Annotated in this window: 14 protein-coding genes; 8 read left to right on the forward strand and 6 right to left on the reverse strand. The window is 41.2% G+C overall.

The features are described 5' to 3' along the window. Nucleotides 1-12: 12 nt before the first annotated feature. The 5 genes from I3B46_RS21100 to I3B46_RS21120 all read left to right on the forward strand — a co-directional run bounded on the left by I3B46_RS21100 (nt 13) and on the right by I3B46_RS21120 (nt 6,393). A complete protein-coding gene (locus I3B46_RS21100; protein WP_040132577.1) occupies nt 13-627 on the forward strand; it encodes a DUF1454 family protein in 615 nt (204 codons plus the stop codon). A gap of 186 nt (nt 628-813) precedes the next feature. Next, nucleotides 814-1,584: a triose-phosphate isomerase gene (gene tpiA, locus I3B46_RS21105; protein ID WP_040132578.1), complete on the forward strand. Its 771-nt coding sequence runs from the start codon at nt 814-816 to the stop codon at nt 1,582-1,584. 475 nt (nt 1,585-2,059) lie between these two features. After that, complete coding sequence (locus I3B46_RS21110; protein ID WP_036942548.1) at nt 2,060-3,007, forward strand: OmpG family monomeric porin; 948 nt, start codon at nt 2,060-2,062, stop codon at nt 3,005-3,007. Nucleotides 3,008-3,430: 423 nt separating this feature from the next. Then, nucleotides 3,431-5,311 (forward strand): glycoside hydrolase family 3 N-terminal domain-containing protein, encoded by a 1,881-nt coding sequence (locus I3B46_RS21115; RefSeq protein ID WP_042117114.1) that lies wholly within the window; start codon nt 3,431-3,433, stop codon nt 5,309-5,311. 125 nt (nt 5,312-5,436) lie between these two features. Then, nucleotides 5,437-6,393, forward strand: coding sequence for an OmpG family monomeric porin (locus I3B46_RS21120; protein WP_004924417.1), 957 nt, complete (start codon nt 5,437-5,439; stop codon nt 6,391-6,393). Nucleotides 6,394-7,360: 967 nt separating this feature from the next. Here I3B46_RS21120 and I3B46_RS21125 read toward each other — a convergent pair. The 6 genes from I3B46_RS21125 to I3B46_RS21150 all read right to left on the reverse strand — a co-directional run bounded on the left by I3B46_RS21125 (nt 7,361) and on the right by I3B46_RS21150 (nt 13,831). Continuing rightward, nucleotides 7,361-8,362, reverse strand: a complete 1,002-nt coding sequence (locus I3B46_RS21125) for a sulfate ABC transporter substrate-binding protein (RefSeq protein WP_042117111.1) — start codon at nt 8,360-8,362, stop codon at nt 7,361-7,363. Between the two features lie 186 nt (nt 8,363-8,548). Continuing rightward, a complete protein-coding gene (pfkA, locus tag I3B46_RS21130) occupies nt 8,549-9,526 on the reverse strand; it encodes a 6-phosphofructokinase (RefSeq protein WP_004924408.1) in 978 nt (325 codons plus the stop codon). Between the two features lie 544 nt (nt 9,527-10,070). Then, the gene (locus tag I3B46_RS21135) at nt 10,071-11,018 is read right to left on the reverse strand and encodes a phosphatidate cytidylyltransferase (RefSeq protein WP_004924405.1); all 948 of its coding nucleotides are present in this window, start codon (nt 11,016-11,018) and stop codon (nt 10,071-10,073) included. Continuing rightward, entirely contained in the window at nt 11,015-11,656 is a 642-nt protein-coding gene (locus I3B46_RS21140) for a lysophospholipid acyltransferase family protein (RefSeq protein ID WP_004924402.1), read from the reverse strand. Before I3B46_RS21140 ends, I3B46_RS21135 begins: the two co-directional genes overlap by 4 nt. Before the next feature lie 310 nt (nt 11,657-11,966). After that, the gene (locus tag I3B46_RS21145) at nt 11,967-12,719 is read right to left on the reverse strand and encodes a M48 family metallopeptidase (protein WP_004924398.1); all 753 of its coding nucleotides are present in this window, start codon (nt 12,717-12,719) and stop codon (nt 11,967-11,969) included. Nucleotides 12,720-13,294: 575 nt separating this feature from the next. Then, nucleotides 13,295-13,831, reverse strand: coding sequence for a Spy/CpxP family protein refolding chaperone (locus I3B46_RS21150; protein WP_004924395.1), 537 nt, complete (start codon nt 13,829-13,831; stop codon nt 13,295-13,297). 153 nt (nt 13,832-13,984) lie between these two features. Here I3B46_RS21150 and cpxR point away from each other — a divergent pair, with 153 nt between their 5' ends. From cpxR to I3B46_RS21165, 3 genes are all read left to right on the forward strand, one after another. Continuing rightward, entirely contained in the window at nt 13,985-14,683 is a 699-nt protein-coding gene (cpxR, locus tag I3B46_RS21155) for an envelope stress response regulator transcription factor CpxR (RefSeq protein WP_004924392.1), read from the forward strand. Continuing rightward, a complete protein-coding gene (gene cpxA, locus I3B46_RS21160) occupies nt 14,680-16,050 on the forward strand; it encodes an envelope stress sensor histidine kinase CpxA (RefSeq protein ID WP_004924389.1) in 1,371 nt (456 codons plus the stop codon). Before cpxR ends, cpxA begins: the two co-directional genes overlap by 4 nt. A 430-nt stretch (nt 16,051-16,480) precedes the next feature. Beyond that, complete coding sequence (locus I3B46_RS21165) at nt 16,481-17,920, forward strand: capsule assembly Wzi family protein (RefSeq protein ID WP_196993121.1); 1,440 nt, start codon at nt 16,481-16,483, stop codon at nt 17,918-17,920. The last annotated feature ends 518 nt before the right edge of the window (nt 17,921-18,438 follow it).

An 18,438-nucleotide genomic window follows, 5' to 3' on the forward strand; every position in this document is an offset into this window, starting at 1 on the left:
TGGCAAAAACAAATGAAACAACACGCACTCCATTCAATTCACGTCATGATAACCGTTTTTGTACTTGGTTTGCCACAAATGACATTTGCGCAAAAAGTACCCACGCTACCGAATAGTGATTTTGAAGTCGCTTATTTAGCGCCGGATGCGCCTTCGTTTGACCTTACCATCCCACAGTTTCGTAACCAATTTAATCAAACAAACCCCAATTTACCACTACATGAATATAAAGTGATTGCAAGCCAAGACATTTCAGCTCCCTATATACGAGCGGCTTCTCGGATCAATGCCAATATCTATTCATCCGCCGTATTGGAGCGTGGAAGCGAGAAAATTAAAAGCTTACAGATCACGCTACTGCCAACCCGCGATAACAATGAGGCTCAAGCCAATCGACAATTGATGGAACGCTATGCGGTGGCTGTTATTCAACAATTTGATCCAACCGTTGCAATAGATAAAACCCCTGAATTGACAAAAGCACTAAAGGCATTCATCGCGAATAAAGAGCCAACCTATGCAGACGAAGTACGTTTAGGTGCACTGCGCTACATTTTAGTAAAAAGTGAAAATAATGTGCTTACTTTTGCTATTGAACCGATTAAGCTAAAGACAGAAGCACCTTAAACGGATAATGATCACAGCAATCGTCATCAGCGTGATAAAAAGCAAAGCTATTGTTATGTATTCTCTTTATACTTAACACCTAAATTTTTAAGGTCCATAACAGAAAAATTTTTCTCGTTGCACCCCGTGTTACACAGCAGCGAGTCACTTATTGATAAATCAAACTCTCTGGTTGGAGGAAACAACATGCGACATCCATTGGTAATGGGTAACTGGAAACTGAACGGCAGCACTCACATGGTTAATGACCTGATTGCTGGCCTACGCAACGAGCTGAGCAGTGTTGATGGCTGTGACGTGGCAATTGCGCCACCGGCTATTTATCTGACTCAAGCAAAACATGCGCTTGCAGGTAGCCGTATCGCCCTAGGTGCACAGAACGTTGACGTCAATCTTTCCGGCGCATTTACTGGTGAAACATCTGCCGAAATGCTCAAAGATATCGGCGCAAAATACATTATTATCGGTCACTCAGAGCGTCGCACCTACCACAAAGAAAGCGATGAGTTTATTGCTAAAAAATTTGCTGTACTGAAAGAGCAAGGCTTGGTTCCTGTTCTTTGTATCGGTGAAAGCGAAGCAGAAAATGAAGCAGGTAAAACAGAAGAAGTGTGCGCTCGCCAAATCGACGCTGTACTCAATACACTAGGCGCCCAAGCATTCCAAGATGCGGTCATCGCTTATGAACCAATTTGGGCTATCGGTACAGGTAAATCAGCGACGCCAGCTCAGGCTCAAGCTGTTCATAAATTTATCCGTGACCATATTGCGAAAAAAGATGCTGCGGTTGCTGCGCAAGTCATCATCCAATACGGTGGTTCAGTCAATGCAGGCAATGCAGCAGAGCTATTCACTCAACCGGATATCGATGGTGCACTTGTTGGTGGCGCATCACTTAAAGCAGATGCGTTTGCTGTTATCGTTAAAGCAGCCGCTGAAGCTAAAAAAGCCAAATAATTTATATTTCATTGATAATAACCGCTAATATTTATTGGCGGTTTTTTTATTTAATGCCATAATTAAAAACATAATCCCCCTATTAAGGAATAATAAATAATTATATTTGAAACGATTATATTAACTTAATGCGATCACAAAAACAGAAATTCCTTAATGCAAATTATTCTTTCAATATTTTATTTATTCCCAATAGAAAAAAACTTCAAATCATCAATATAAAAAACCACACATCTCACTAATAAACTTGATTATTCCTGTTATACCTCCGTTTGAGAATACTGGACACCTCTTATCTCCCAACATTATATTGGCCTCGTTTGTGATTATTGTTTTATCTATTTATCTTTATGAGAAAGATATTTAAATAAATAGATTAATCATCTCATTAATATCAACAAACAATGGTCGCCACCTATTTAAGAAATATTGTCATCGGCGTTTATAAAATAAAACATTCGCTATAAGGATGATTATGGAATATTTAAAAGGTTTAATTCTAAGCACTGCAATAATACTACCTGCAACTGCGGTATCTCAAACAAATAATGATTATTGGCATGTTGATACTGATGTTTATATGGAACTTGAAGAGTACCGCGGTCAACGGGATAGTTTTGATAACAAAGTTTTCGATAAAACCAGTATGGTCGGTAAACTTAGCCTCACTAACCCATCTTCACTTTGGAGCTTCCATTTAGAACATCGAGAATCCTTACGCAACTATGGGCGTAATTTTTCAACGTCTCGTGATTCCTATATTCGCAATCGAACTCAAATTGGGGCCACACGCCAACTTTATCGTAGTACAGACGCCGTATTGAGCCTAAACGGCACCTACCGTAAAGAGTCCAATGATTCTGCACCCAACACCCTATCACGCTCATCCAACAGCTTATATTGGTTAATGCCGGCAGGTAGCTTTGCTTTTAATAAGAAATGGTCATTCGATTTCTGGGATGCTTTTTACTATTACAGTAACTTTTTAAAGTCAAACAACTATGAATGGGAAGCTGAACATGGTGTCACCTATAAATACTCTGACACGATTACGGCAAAACTGACGTTATACAGTGATAGAGTTTGGGATAAAGATTTCAAGAACATTTTCTCGCAAGATCAGATCAGGGTGTACCTACCCATTAAGCTGAGTGATCAATGGGAAATTTCCCCCTATTTCCGCTACTTCCTGAATGAAAGCAGTTATGATCAGCGCAAACACTTAACTCAGAAAGTAAAAAATGGTTATCGTATTGGTACGCAGGTAGCCTACAAGCTAACGCCAAAACTGACTTTATGGGGGGGTGCTGCTATTGAACCCACACAGTGGAAGTACCCAAAAGACGATGATATGACTTCTGGAACCAATAACAGGCAAACCTTTTATTTAGGACAGATTGGCTTCAAATATAGCTGGCAGTGATAAAACAGCGTACCACCTTCTTATTTTATAACTTTAAAAAAGTCGCCAGAAATTTTCTGCGACTTTTTTATTAAACCCTCTATTTCACGTTAATAAAAACAATAAAATTATACTTAACATATTAATCAGAATAAAATTAGAGCGTAAGATAACCATTTAGATGATTAATTTATTTCGTCGACTTTATCGTCAAGATCACATAAAGAAATAATTCCAAAACGGAATTATTCTACAATTTCGCTGATTATTCCAGATAATTTACCCATTTAAAATCAATAAGATAATTACAGGCTTCTCAATTATTAAATAATCGACTATTCTTATTTAATAACGGATAAGAATAGTCTTAACTGTGATTAATCTCACTTTACAATTAATTTACGATACTTATTATTCATCGAAAAATAACCAAGGACTGATTCGATGAAAAATCTGACTCTACTTTCTCTGTGCTTACTCAGCGCAATGTCGTTAGCCGACCCCCTTTCGCAAACACAACTCAACGAATTGTGGAAAGATAAACAAAAATCGGCTGATGAAATTGTGAAAAACATGTCTGAAGCTGAAAAAATCGGCCAACTTTTTATGTTGGATTTCCGTTATTGGAATAAAGACAGCAAAGGCGAGCCTGCACCATTTCTAGCGATGAATGACGAAGTCGCTAAGGTCATTAATCAATACCATTTAGGCTCTGTCATTTTATTCCGTGAAAATCTTATTGATACCCCACAAACCGTTGAATTAATTAATCAACTACAAGCCTCACGGAGTAATTTGCCACTCTTTATTGGTACTGACCAAGAAGGCGGCTATGTGACTCGCCTCCGTGTCGGCACCGAAATGCCTGGCAATATGGCATTAGGGGCAACACGTAACCCAGCTCTAGCGGAATTGACGGGTATGATCCATGGCTATGAATTATCTAGCCTTGGCTTTAATATCAATTTTGGCCCCGTTGTTGATGTCAATAACAACCAAAACAACCCTGTCATTGGTGTCCGCTCTTACTCCGACAACAAAGAGCTTGTTGAAGCGCTATCAACCAATTACATCAAAGGGATCCACAAATATAATTTATTGACCTCACTGAAACACTTCCCCGGACACGGTAATGTTTCCTCTGACTCTCATGTCGACTTACCCGTAGTGAATTCCGATGCTAAAGCTTGGCGCTCCACAGAATTACCGCCGTTCCAATATGCGCTGAGTCATGGTGCTGATGCGGTAATGACAGCACACATTATTGTGCCTGCATTAGATAACAACAAAATCAAAACATTATCAGGAAAAGAGGTTGGCACTCCTGCCACGCTTTCCAAGCCGATCCTGCACGGTGTTTTACGTGATGAACTCAAATACAACGGTCTTATCATCACCGATGCTATGGATATGGGAGCAATCGCTGATAACTTTGATATGAACTGGGCTGTGGAAACGTCACTGTTAGCAGGCTCCGATATTATCCTTATGCCAATTAAAATGTGGGATAGCGAAGCGGTAACACGCTTAGACAATATGTATCGCCACCTAGAGAGCGAAGCCAAGAAAAATCCTGAGTTAAGGAAACGGATTGATGAGTCGGCAAAACGTGTCGTGCTGAAAAAGTTACAGCAGGAGATCACCGCACAGCCTGTTGATTTAAACAATGCTCAACTTGTTGTCGCCTCAAAGAGCCATAAAGACTTAGAAAATATGGTTTCCGAGCAAGCTATCACACTGATTAAAAACGATAATATTCTACCTTATGTTCTCAAACCACAAAATCGCATTCTGGTGATTTCTGATGAAAACCCACGTAACACATTAATTCAAAAGCACTTAAATGATATTGCTAATGAAACGGGTGTCGCGATTGAGAGCCAAACTGCAATGATCAAACTGGCTGAAAATACGCTTAGTGCAAAAGAGGTTCAATCGCTCTTAAAAGGCCAAGATCTCGTATTACTGACGACGTATAACCTAAAAGATAACCCTGCTAATGCACAATTGGTGATTGATGAAGCTAACAAAGCGAATATTCCGGTTGTCGTTATTTCATCACGTAACCCATATGACATCGCTTACCTAAAAGGCGTCAAAGCGAATATCGCTATCTACGGTATTACAGGGTTTGATATCACCAATAACAACCGTAATTCACTGGAAACCAACATTCGTAGTGGATTACGTACGCTATTTGCAAATCCACAGGCACAACCTCTAAATCCACCAAAAGGGCTATTACCCGTTAACATCAAAAATCCACAAGGTAACAGAATTCTGTTCCCTTATGGTCACGGTGAAACCTACAACACGACTCACTAATTTATTTTCTAAACAAGGTTCTTCCCAGCCTTGATATCCAAAGCGATATCAAGGGCTGGTTGCTACACCCTAAATAAACTGACACTGCTATTTCATAAACAATAATTAAAAATTAAAGGATCATCATGAAAACATCTTTGAATGGTTTACTCTTTCTCGCCACCACAACACTAACAACGTCTGCATTAGCTGTTGAGACGGTGAATAATGACTACTGGCGCATTACCTCCAATGTCTATATGGAGCTGGAGAAATTTGAAGGCCACCATAATACCAGCGGCGGTAAGGTCTACGACAAAACCACCATGATCGGCCAACTGTTTCTGTCAAACCCTGAATCTAAATGGAGCTTTTTTCTTGAGCACAAAGAGTCATTAAGAAGCTACAACCACAACTTTTCAACCTCAAAAGACTCATTTATTCGTAACCGTACTCAAATCGGTGCGACACGAAAAATGTATTCTAGCGATGTAGGCCAATTCAACTTAAACGTAACCTACCGTAAAGAGTCTAATGATTCCGCACCAGGTACTATGGCTCGTCCATCGAATACACTCTTTTGGTTGATGCCTAGTGGTACTTATCACTTTAACGACAAATGGGCATTTAATTTCTGGGATGCCTTTTATCATTATGACAACTTCCATGCGCCCAATAGTTATGAATGGGAATCTGAGCACGGTATTGTTTATAAGATCAATGATTCCGCCACCGCCAAACTGTACATGTATACCGACTGGACGTGGGATAAAGACTTCAATAAAACATGGGAACAAAACCAGATCCGCGGCTACTTCCCAGTGACCTTGAATCAGGATTGGAGCATCATGCCGTACTTCCGCTATTACCTGAACGAGCACAACTATGATAGTAACCAGCGCACGACCCAGAAAGTGAAAGATGGCTATCGTGTCGGCACCCAAGTTTTCTATAATTTGACCCCAAAACTGACGCTATGGGGCGGATTTGCCGTTGAGCCAAGTACATGGGAAAACCCAAAAGGGGCGGGGATCACCTCTGGCAGCAACAACCGCCAGACATTCTACCTAGGCCAACTGGGTGTCAAATACGTATGGCAATAAGCTAAAAAACAGTGACTGGCTTCTCCCTCACAAGTCAGTCACTCTCACTATAAAAAGCTTTTTTGGTATCCGCGACGAGTATTGCTCAACAGAGATGAGCTTTGCTTAAAATCCTCAATGCGATGAATGCTCGTCAGGATATAGCGCTAAGAGTATGCGATTTTTTTATTTTGAAGAAAACGCCCCATAAATTAGAGCGATTATTTTTCTGAGTATACTCAGCACGCAATCTGTCACGATTGCAGGTACAGTCATGACAATCGACAGGCCTTGTATGTAACAAAAAAATATAATGTGCTCAACGAATGCAAGTGATAACTCTGGGGAGTTATATGATTTAGGCGATAGAGAGTACAAACGAAAATACCAAATAACAGAAGTTATAAAACACGGTAATATAAAATACAGTAACACGCGATAAAAAAAATGAATTCGCGTTTTAAGGTAATAGTAATATACCGGCGCCAGTATAATTACATAGGCGAGCAAGGCAAAATTCACGACTTTAAAAAACGCGTATGTGACTTCATAAAAGCCGTTCTGTTCAGTGTATAGCGTCCTAAAAACTTGAAGAATGACTGTCAGATAATAAAAAATCACCCCCACACAAAGAGAGATGTAAGAAATAAGCGCGGAATACTGATTATTTTTCAGAAATAATTGGCGTAGTAATGTCAGCATAGTTTTTCGACATGGGTAATATTTTGCCTAAGTAAGATCGAATATCCGGTTAGATAGACACAAATTCAGCAGTGCGGTCTTTTTGATATTGATTATCTTGTGAATGATAAAATGGACAACAGGCGGAGATCCGCCCTTGTTTATTCCCATTTAGGGGAAGTCGATGATGCCCGCCGTGATGACACGTTCTTGGTTTTCCATTAATTTGCCTTAAGTTAATTAACGCATTTTATTTCACTTAAGGCAATGGATTTATTTACAATAACTCAGCTTAAAACCTAACCAACTAATCGCGACGGCTTATTTCATCAAATACACCGCCGTTAGAGAAATGGGTTGTTTGAGCTTTTTCCCAACCGCCAAACAAATCGTCCACTGTAAATAATTTCAACTTCGGAAAGCGCTGCTGATATTTCTGAGCCACTTCCTCATTACGTGGTCGATAGTAATTTTTCGCGGCAATCTCTTGCCCTTTAGGCGAATATAAATATTCTAAATAGGCTTGAGCCACTTCTCTACGCCCGCGCTTATCAACGGTTTTATCAACGACGGCCACTGTTGGCTCTGCTAAAATTGAGATACTTGGCGTCACAATTTCAAATTGGCCATTTTCACCAAGCTCATTAATCGCTAATAACGCTTCGTTTTCCCATGCAATCAACACATCCCCAATTCCCCGCTCAACAAAGCTATTTGTCGCCCCGCGAGCACCTGAATCTAGTACCTCAACATTTTGATAAAGCTGTTTAACAAATTGCTTGGCTTTCTCTGGGTCATGATGATTTTTTTCTAATGCATACCCCCAAGCACCGAGGTAATTCCAGCGTGCACCACCTGACGTTTTAGGATTTGGCGTGACAATCGCAACATCTTTACGGATCAAATCATCCCAATCTTGGATATTTTTAGGGTTTCCTTTACGCACAAGAAAAACAATCGTTGAGGTATAAGGTGCGGAATTATCGGGTAAACGAGTGATCCAATTCTTATCAATACGTCCACTCTTCGCTATCGCATCCACATCGTAGGCTAAAGCCAGCGTCACAACATCCGCTTCTAAGCCATTAATAACAGAAGTGGCCTGCTTTCCTGACCCGCCATGAGACTGACGGATAGTTACCGTATCCCCGGTTTTTTCTTTCCAATACTGACTAAAGGCTTGGTTATATTGCTGATAGAATTCTCGAGTGGGATCATAAGAAACGTTTAATAATTGGATGTCTTTTGCCCATGCGCTTGCTGTGAGCGCTAATAATAATGTGGTTGTTACCTGCCATTTACTCGCCATTCTTCCATTCCTCATCAATCAATTGTTAAGGAAGGCTGACAGATCTCATCAATAACATGAAATAATTAAAAATGACAAATTATGCAACAAAAGAATATAAGACAGAAAGATCAGGCGGAGAGATCAAACCTGCACGGCACTGAAACGGCACCGCACAGGTGAGATTTGCAATCGTAGAGGTAGAGATTAATACAGTTTTTTCGCTGTGTCGTACCACTCTTTCTTAAATACACGCTTCATATTCATTACAGCATCAATGATATCGTGGTGAACCAGTTTTTCATTTTGAATACCGACACAACGACCGCCGTAACCTTCTAATAATAGCTGAATAGAGTAGGCTCCCATGCGCGATGCGAGAATACGGTCATAAGCCACTGGCGAGCCACCACGCTGAATATGCCCCAATACCGTTGCGCGCGTTTCATGATGCGTTTCTGCTTCAATATATTTCGCTAGCTCATCAACATCGCAAACATGCTCAGTGATTGCCACAATGGCATGGCGTTTACCTTTCTCAATGCCTTGTTTTATCTCAGATAACAGCTCTTCACGGTCAAATGACATTTCATTTTCAGGCAGAACGATAAACTCACAACCACCGGCAATCGCAGCCGAAAGCGTCAGATCGCCACAATAGCGCCCCATAACTTCAACAATCGAAATACGTTTATGAGACGTCGAGGTGTCACGCAGACGGTCAATCGCTTCCACTACCGTTTCAAGTGCGGTGAAATAACCAATGGTATAGTCCGTTCCCGCCACATCATTATCGATGGTTCCCGGCAAACCAATACAGGGGAAACCTGCCTCTGTTAGTGATTTTGCCCCTAGATAAGAGCCATCACCACCAATCACCACCAGCGCATCAATATGATTTTTTTTCAGATTATCAATGGCAACAGCACGAACTTTTTCATCGCGGAATTGAGGGAAACGAGCCGAGCCAAGGAAGGTGCCACCGCGGTTAATCATGTCAGAAACACTATAGCGATCTAGCTGTTTCATACGGTTTTCATATAAGCCTAGATACCCATCATAAATACCCATGACTTCTAAACCTTCGCTCAGTGCAGCACGTACAACACCACGGATTGCAGCGTTCATACCCGGTGCATCACCACCACTTGTTAGTACCCCAATTCTTTTAATCTGTTTGACCATGATGACCTCTGATTAATGAATATAAATTGCAAATCGATGAAAAACACAATGATATCGTACTTTTCTAACGTACATTCTGTTATAAACAACTCATGCTGAATTGATTCACCTAGCGTTATAATAAGACAAAGGAACCTATCTATACCTGCTTTCTATCAAGCTTTGCTTGTTTATTGTGATCCAGCTTACACAATTTTAGTCTATAAAACGGATTGCCGCAGAAGCAGAGGCTCACTATAGCGGGTGTTGTCTTACTTCGAAACAAAAATTAAGTGCATATCATAGCATTTATGTAACATAGAAGCTTAACCTTGCGAGTTAAAAGTAAACAGAGGCGCCTACTACCCACACGATAAAAAATAAATGTTCACTGGCTTTCTCAAAACCAAAGCGAAACTACGCAACTGAGCCGTTTTGGCTCAAGCGTTTATTGATTGATTGAGTGATTGAGAAACAAAAAAGCCCCGTTAGCGGTTATGGTTAACCAACGGGGCTCCATTTTCAAATGGCTAATACTTGGAGCCATCAGGCACAAGGCCTCAGATTAAGTATAAAAATAGCGTGTTAGATGGAAGAAGATTGGCGCGGCAAAGCATAAAGAGTCGATACGATCTAGCATCCCGCCGTGCCCTTCGATTATGGCGCCAAAATCTTTGATGCCGCTATCGCGTTTGATAGCAGACATACATAATCCTCCCACAAAGCCCATTAGGGTAATCGCCAGTGACATTAGCCCTGCTGCCCACCAACTAAATGGGGTTACCCAATACAAGCAGATACCAATTAGCACGGAAGATAAAATGCCACCAACAAAGCCTTCAATGGTTTTGTTCGGGCTTAATTTTGGCACAATAGGATGTTTGCCAAACAATTTTCCAAACACATATTGCAGCACATCAGAAAGTTGCGTAACCACAATCAAGAACAGCAGCAGTTTGACGTTTTCCCCCTCATAACCTTGAATATCCAACATCAACAAGGCTGGCACATGGCTTAAACAGAATACCGCGACTAACATCCCCCACTGAATTTTTGAGGTACGCTCGAGGAAATGATACGTATCTCCCGCTAAGGCAATGCGAGTAGGTAAGAAAAGGAACACAAACACCGGCACAAAGACTGAGAACATGCCATACCACTGAATGCCGACTAAAACATATTGCAGAGGGAGGAAAATAAAAAAGCACCAAAATAGGGCTTCATGGTCACTACGCCGAGTCGGTGTTAAGGTAATAAACTCCCGCAATGCAAAAAATGAGATCAGTGCAAATAAAATCACGACACCGATATTGCCAATCACAACGGCGAGTACACAGACAATACACATTAACCACCAAGCTCGGATCCGAGCATTCAAGTTATCAATGGTTGGATTGCTGTTATCCCCTGAATAACGGTAAGCGAGGATCCCGCCAATAATACTAGCGACCACAAGTATGCTAAAGACACCTGATAGCAATAACACGATTTCGCTATCCCAAATACTACTCATGGCATCAACTCCTCTAGTGCGAGTTTCGCACGCTCTAAGAATACGGCTTTTGGTTCATCCTCGCCTAATGGGGCTAATGGCTTGCCCACAACCGCAGAGCAGATCACCGGCACAACCAACTTCGACCCCTTTGGTAGTACGCGATTTAAATTCTCAAGGTACACAGGCACCACTTCAACATGAGGGTGTTTTTTGGCTAAGTGATAGATACCGCTTTTAAAATGACTTAATTCTTCGCCATCCCCGCGCGTACCTTCTGGGAACAAAATCAATGATTCTTGTTTTTCCAATATCGCCTCAAGTGGCTCTAAGACATTCTCTTTCGCCGTTCCATCACCTTTACGGTCGATTAAAACAGCGCGAAAAACGTTATTGACTAGATAGCGTCGAAAGGGCGTTTTATCCCAATAATCTCTTGCGGCGACAGGGTGAACAGCATGGCGCATTAAAGGAGGTAATCCAGCCCAAATAACTAAACCATCAAGATGGCTGGAATGGTTAGCATAATAGATACGTGGTGTCATTGCCGGTTGGCAACCAACCCAACGGGTACGTACGCCCGTTAATAAACGACAAGTAAATGACAGCAACATTCCCATGCCTTTTGCTAGCAAAGAAATCCTCTGAGCTTTTTCCATTTTTATTCCTTGCGAATCGTTATTTTATTTTTGCTACCCAGCCACGACAAAAAATAGGGTAGCTATTTTTTTAGCGAATACACCCAAAAAGAAATTCAAGCATCAAAATAGGCGGAGTTATTTTAGAGTGCAAGCAGCAAGGTCTGATTTCGTTTTTTTTGAGACAACATTCGCAGATAAACAGCAAAGAATAGATTATTAGCAAAAAGTTAATGGCATGATCACAAGATCAACACAAATGAAGATACAAAAAAAGCAGTAAAGGCGGCACCTCTACTGCTTTTCAATATTATTCTAACTGAATAAATAATTATTTTTTGTCAGCCGCGATACGGTCACGGATATGTTGTGCACGCTCTGCTGACGGTGGGTGAGAATCGAACATGCTGCTTTCTTTGCTACCCATTTGAGCTAATTTCTCAAAACCAGTGACTAAGCCGTCAGTTTTAACACCGCGTTTTTTCAGCAAGTCATAAGAGAAATCATCCGCTTGGCTCTCTTGATGTTGAGAGAACTGAGAGTTAATCAGTTTTTCACCCAGCGCAGCTAATTGTGAAGAGCTGAGTTGCTCAACAACGCCACCCGCTGAAGCTGCTGCGGTACGCGCGGCAACCGCGGCATAAGCAACTTGCATTGCTTTACGTGTATGGCCGAGTGCAACGTGGCCCATTTCATGACCTAATACACCTTCGACTTCGTTATCATTCATGATATCCATCAGGCCGCTATAGACACGAACGCAACCATTCGCCATTGCCCAAGCATTCACATCATCAGTCATATAAACTTTGTAGTTAACTGGTGTGCCATCAATTTCATTGCCTAATGATTTAGCAATTTTATCTAAGCGTTTAGAGTACTTGCTTGACGCGGGTGCAATTTTATTTTGTGCGTCCATTTCTTTACAAGATTGGTCGCTTAATTGCTTAACGTCACCATCCGTTAAAGTAGCGGCTTGGAATAATTGCATACCAGAGTTAGTTAGCATGCCTTGGTCTAAGTTTTTACATCCCGTCAAAATGACAGCAGAGACAGCGACTGCAACAAGAGCCTTCATTTTCATAATATTATTTTCCTTTGCAATACACACAACAATTTTACGGCATAAAGACTATGAATTTTGAGCAAAATAACAATAGGAATAGAGTGAGAACATCTTCATAAAATGAATTTAACCCGTTTTTTGTCTTAATAGCAAAATCACTGGAATAATAATTCGCTTTATCCAAAATAATTAACTAAATAATCAGTTTCTGTAGAGTCGAGTCTGAACAATTCACCACAAAGCGGCGATCGACCAAACGCACAACACTAAGATAGGATAAAATTCGCAGGGCTTTGTCTACTTGATGATTAAAAATAGAAGCACTAAAGAGCGCCTTTGCCGTTGTTTCAGAACCTATATTATTTGCTCAGCATGTTTATATTATCGATAAAAACCTTCATCAACGGGGTGATCAAAAGGGAAGCATAGAGAGGGATCCATTTTTTATTTTAAAAGCTAAGCGCAAAAAAAAGCCCCTAAAAGGGGCTGTAAAAGACAGGGATGGTGTCTATGGCAAGGAAAAAACTTCACTTATTGCTACTTCACTACTACGATCAAGAGAATTCGGTACTCAATAAATTTCATTCAATGAGTTATTGCAAAGCCTGATATTGAGACATTTTTTGTTGATGGATCTGCTCAAGTTGGGCTTTCTGCTCAGGTGTTAATAACTGATACAATTCATGATGAATTCGCGCCATTTCAACACGCTGAGTTAATTCTTTTTGCAAACTTTTTTCTAATTGGGCACGTACTGCCTGCTCATCAAAGTCGTCTGCGGTAATTAAACTGTGCAATTCTTCACGCTCTTGCACTGAAACTGGGTTATCAAATTGATAACGGCGTTGTGTTGCCATTAAATCACGTAATTGCTGGCGCTGTTTTTCATTTAACGTGATACCATTAAACATAAATGTACTCGTGCGTTCTTCACTACCAAACAGCTCATAATGCTGAAGTTTAGCCAACGCTGATGAGGTAGGCTCATTTTGCATTTGCAACATTAGGGGAGTCGAACCATCACCAGTTTGTGCCACATTTTCTGGTGTATCCCCAAAAGCCGTCACTGAGCCGAAAATGAATGCAGAGGCTAACGTCAACATTACTGTTGTTTGTGCTGTTCTTTGCATTTCTGACTCCTTGTTCTCGGACAGTGCTCGTGATTCAATGTGGACAACTATACGCCGGTGGCTGCAAACTAGCGTCAGAGCATGTAAAAGAACGTAAAGTCATGGAATCATGAAGATTGTTATCGTATTTTGGCAGTTGGAGGACTTAAACACATGCATAAAATCCTATTAGTTGATGACGACCGTGAACTCACGTCGCTCTTAAAAGAACTGCTCGAAATGGAAGGTTTCAACGTTGTCATCGCCTATGATGGTGAACAGGCTTTACAACAACTGGACTCGTCCATTGATCTGTTATTACTTGATGTCATGATGCCAAAGAAAAATGGTATTGAGACATTAAAAGAGTTGCGTCAAATCCACCAAACTCCTGTCATTATGTTAACCGCTCGCGGTAGTGAGCTAGACAAAGTGTTAGGCCTTGAGTTAGGTGCAGATGACTATCTTCCTAAACCTTTCAATGACCGCGAACTCGTTGCCCGTATCCGTGCACTATTGCGCCGTTCTAATTGGAGCGAACAGAATCAGGGCGACAATAGCAATACGCCTGTTCTGCAAGTTGATAAGCTACAATTAAACCCTGGTCGCCAAGAGGCCAGCTTTGATAACGAAATTCTAGACCTAACAGGTACTGAGTTCACGCTACTCTATTTATTAGCTCAGCACCTCGGTCAAGTCGTTTCAAGAGAGCATCTAAGCCAAGAAGTTCTTGGGAAACGCTTAACGCCATTTGACCGTGCTATTGATATGCACATTTCTAACTTACGCCGTAAATTGCCAGAGCGTACAGATGGTCAACCGTGGTTTAAAACTTTACGTGGTCGTGGATACTTGATGGTTTCAGCAACATGATAAATAGCTTAACCGCAAGAATATTTGCAATTTTCTGGTTTACCCTCGCACTAGTGTTAATGCTAGTGCTGATGGTACCCAAGCTAGACTCTCGGCAGCTCACTTCCCTTCTGGAAAGTGAGCAGCGCCAAGGGGAAATGCTTGAACAACATATCGAAGCCGAACTTGCACAGGCGCCGATGAATGACCTTCTTTGGTGGAGGCGGATTTCTAATTCCATCAAAAAATGGGCGCCTCCGGGGCAACGTCTGATCATTGTGACCAGTGAAGGACGTGTTATCGGGGCGATGCCCAGTGAAATGCAAGTGATCCGTAACTTTATCGGGCAATCCGACAATGCCGATCACCCGAAAAAGAAAAAATATGGTCGCGCGGAAATTCTTGGGCCTTTTTCCATTCGCGACGGTGAAGACCATTACCAACTCTATTTAGTTCGCCCAGCCAATAGCCCACAATCAGACTTTATTAACTTATTGTTTGACCGGCCATTCTTGTTATTAATTGCCACTATGCTGATTAGCGCCCCATTATTACTTTGGTTATCATGGAGCTTGGCACGCCCTGCCCGTAAATTAAAAATGGCAGCAGACGATGTCGCAAAAGGCAATTTACGACCACACCCTGAGCTTGAATCGGGGCCGCAAGAGTTTCTTTCTGCCGGTAACAGTTTTAACCAAATGATTAGCGCGCTTGATGGCATGGTCACTGCCCAACAACGACTGATTTCTGATATCTCGCACGAACTACGGACGCCACTCACACGCTTACAACTGGCAACGGCACTCTTACGCCGCCGCCATGGTGAAAGTAAAGAGCTAGAACGTATCGAAACCGAAACGCATCGCCTAGATAGTATGATCAATGACTTACTCGTGCTATCACGTAGCCAGCACAAAAATGAGATCTTAAGGGAGAATATTAAAGCCGATGAATTATGGGGCGATATTCTAGAAGATGCTCGCTTTGAAGCAGAGCAGATGAATAAAACGTTAGATGTCACCGCCCCGCCAGGCCCATGGCCGATTTATTGCAATCCATCGGCGATAGGCAGTGCATTTGAAAATATCGTTCGCAATGCCCTTCGCTACTCAAATACCCACATTGCGGTCAATTTTAAAGAGGAAAACAACGGCATCTTAATCACTGTCGATGATGATGGCCCAGGAGTTAGCCCCGCTGATCGCGAACACATTTTCCGCCCTTTCTACCGTACAGATGAAGCACGCGATAGGGAGACTGGCGGAACTGGCCTAGGCCTTGCGATTGTTGAAACCGCAATCTCACAGCATAAAGGCTGGGTAAAAGCAGACGATAGCCCACTTGGTGGCCTCCGTTTGCAAATTTGGTTACCCGAGCATGGTCGGTGATCCCAATTAACTCTCGGCGCCTTAATATTCATTTGATTAAGGCGCCAATTTTATTCCCACGCCAATATAAGTAATTTCACCTAATTAAAATCCGTTTAATCAATTTGCTATTCAATCATTTTAAGACAGTCAGTATCACCAAATAAGACAAATAGTTCCTCTAGCCTACTGTTTTAATTATGTTGTGATATATCATCATAAAAAGGCAATTTACCGCATGCGCCTATAATCTGCTTTTTATTTATTCAGAGTTTGCCTATTATATAAAAAAAACACCGCACACATGCCTAACTAATACGTCAAATAGAACAGTAAGATAATTGTGGGCGATATCGTACTTTACTCGTGTTCGGAATTTACTTATTACTTTTGCGCCTATTTTCGCGCTAAAACACAAAAAATTAGACGACTCAACTCAACGGATTCATCAATGAAAAAAATCAAGCTTACCAAGTTGGCCATTTTAACGGTATTGGGCGTAATGAGTGGCAATACTCTTGCTGGGGGTCTCGTTCTACCGGATAATAACTTACGAAACGACCTTGCATGGTTATCAGAACGTAATGTTATTCAAATCAGCCTTTCTACATGGCCCCTATCTTCAGAAGAAATTACCCGCTCACTTAATAATGCAAATATCACCAATAGTGAACAAGAAGCGATTGTGCAGCGTATTAAGCAACAACTCAGTCGCACTAAAAATAACCTCCAATTACAAACCTACCTGTCAACGAGTAAGCCATCCATGCCACAGGGGTTCGCGCAAAGCGAATACAGTGATTTCCATTATACCGTTGAAGGTAATTACAGCACCGATGATGTCGATTTAAATTTAAAAGCGAATGCTGAACGAGCGTTACGTGTTGAAAATGGCTCTGACTATAACCTTAATGGTTCTTACGGCGGCGTGAAAATTTGGAACCAATGGGTTAGCTTTGGTGAGATCCCTCAATGGTGGGGGCCAGGCCATGATGGTAGCTTGATCCGTACTGATGCAGCACGTCCTGTCACAGGTTTCCTGATACAGCGTGCAGACCAAAGTCCTTTTGAAACCCCTTGGTTATCATGGATTGGCTCATGGCAATATCAGCTTACAGCAGGCCAAATTAAGCAGTACTCCTCACAACCCCATACCAAGCTCATTGGTTTACGTATGACTATGAACCCAACGGATTTCTTTGAGTTAGGGGGTTCACGCGTAGTCATGTGGGGAGGTGAAGGTCGCCCTAACAACTGGAATTCTTTCTGGAATGCGATGGCCGGTAAAGATAACACAGGCGATCAAAATGATGACCCCGGTAACCAGCTTGCAGGGCTTGACGCTAAAATCAAACTCTACCCGCTGATTGGTTTACCTGTCAGTGTTTACGGCCAAATGATCGGTGAAGATGAAGCCGGTATGTTCCCATCGAAAAATGCTTTTATGGGGGGTATCGAAGGCTACCATACTGCATGGGGTCAGCCTTTAAGCTGGTATATTGAAGGTTCTAATACCCATACCGAATGGAACAAAAACGGCGTGATGTATACTCACTTTATCTACCAAAATGGATACTACCAACAAGGTGCACCTTTGGGTCATGCCATGGGTGGTGATGGCCGTATGTTATCAGCTAAAGTGGAATACACCCTTGACGATGATAACCGTGTTAGTACACGTTTAGTCTATGCCAAGGTCAATAAAGAAAGTTATCCACAAAACAAAATCTACCCTAAATCAGAAACAATCAAGGGTGTCGATTTAGGTTGGTGGCATAACTTTGATAACATGGTCAACACCGATGCTAAAGTCTGGGTATCGCAAACAGATTACGACACCAGGGATGATATTGGTGCTTCCGTCATGGTAACCGTACCGTTCGAATGGTAATCAATCGCCATTAATAAAAGTGTTATATCCATGATAAAACTAGCCGCTGAATTATTCGCGGCTAGTTTTTTATTTCTAGTCGAAATTCGACTTATTTAGAAATCACACTATAATTATCAGAAAGGTTTATTTCTGATGCTTTTTTATTCATTTAATAAAATTAATTATTGCTCTTTATTAATTTAACGTCACTAAGGCGTATTTAGCATAACCAAAAAATAAAAATGATATATTTCTAAATTATTTCACTTATCTTAACTCGATATTCGGGTATAGAAATATATCTCAATCGAATGAATAAAATACATCCATAAAAAATAAGGTTATTTCCTAAGATAGCAGATAAAATATTGCCTACAGTCAACAAAGGAATCCAAAAGAATATAAATCTATTCTTTACAATAGGTTAGAGAGTTAGCAAAATAATAAGACTATTCTCTAAGACAATCACACCGGTAGTCAGCAACTATATTTAGTGATATTATTAGGCGCTTTCGCTTGACCGAGTCAGCGAAAAT

It is taken from the genome of Providencia sp. 2.29, from assembly GCF_015832305.1.
In the GTDB taxonomy this organism is placed as follows: Bacteria; Pseudomonadota; Gammaproteobacteria; order Enterobacterales; family Enterobacteriaceae; genus Providencia; species Providencia stuartii.

Excerpts from the sequence above, each read along its gene's own strand:
- I3B46_RS21100 (WP_040132577.1), top strand. The coding sequence starts at position 13 with ATGAAACAACACGCACTCCATTCAATTCACGTCATGATAACCGTTTTT.
- tpiA (WP_040132578.1), top strand. The coding sequence starts at position 814 with ATGCGACATCCATTGGTAATGGGTAACTGGAAACTGAACGGCAGCACT.
- I3B46_RS21110 (WP_036942548.1), top strand. The coding sequence starts at position 2,060 with ATGGAATATTTAAAAGGTTTAATTCTAAGCACTGCAATAATACTACCT.
- I3B46_RS21115 (WP_042117114.1), top strand. The coding sequence starts at position 3,431 with ATGAAAAATCTGACTCTACTTTCTCTGTGCTTACTCAGCGCAATGTCG.
- I3B46_RS21120 (WP_004924417.1), top strand. The coding sequence starts at position 5,437 with ATGAAAACATCTTTGAATGGTTTACTCTTTCTCGCCACCACAACACTA.
- I3B46_RS21125 (WP_042117111.1), bottom strand. The coding sequence starts at position 8,362 with ATGGCGAGTAAATGGCAGGTAACAACCACATTATTATTAGCGCTCACA.
- pfkA (WP_004924408.1), bottom strand. The coding sequence starts at position 9,526 with ATGGTCAAACAGATTAAAAGAATTGGGGTACTAACAAGTGGTGGTGAT.
- I3B46_RS21135 (WP_004924405.1), bottom strand. The coding sequence starts at position 11,018 with ATGAGTAGTATTTGGGATAGCGAAATCGTGTTATTGCTATCAGGTGTC.
- I3B46_RS21140 (WP_004924402.1), bottom strand. The coding sequence starts at position 11,656 with ATGGAAAAAGCTCAGAGGATTTCTTTGCTAGCAAAAGGCATGGGAATG.
- I3B46_RS21145 (WP_004924398.1), bottom strand. The coding sequence starts at position 12,719 with ATGAAAATGAAGGCTCTTGTTGCAGTCGCTGTCTCTGCTGTCATTTTG.
- I3B46_RS21150 (WP_004924395.1), bottom strand. The coding sequence starts at position 13,831 with ATGCAAAGAACAGCACAAACAACAGTAATGTTGACGTTAGCCTCTGCA.
- cpxR (WP_004924392.1), top strand. The coding sequence starts at position 13,985 with ATGCATAAAATCCTATTAGTTGATGACGACCGTGAACTCACGTCGCTC.
- cpxA (WP_004924389.1), top strand. The coding sequence starts at position 14,680 with ATGATAAATAGCTTAACCGCAAGAATATTTGCAATTTTCTGGTTTACC.
- I3B46_RS21165 (WP_196993121.1), top strand. The coding sequence starts at position 16,481 with ATGAAAAAAATCAAGCTTACCAAGTTGGCCATTTTAACGGTATTGGGC.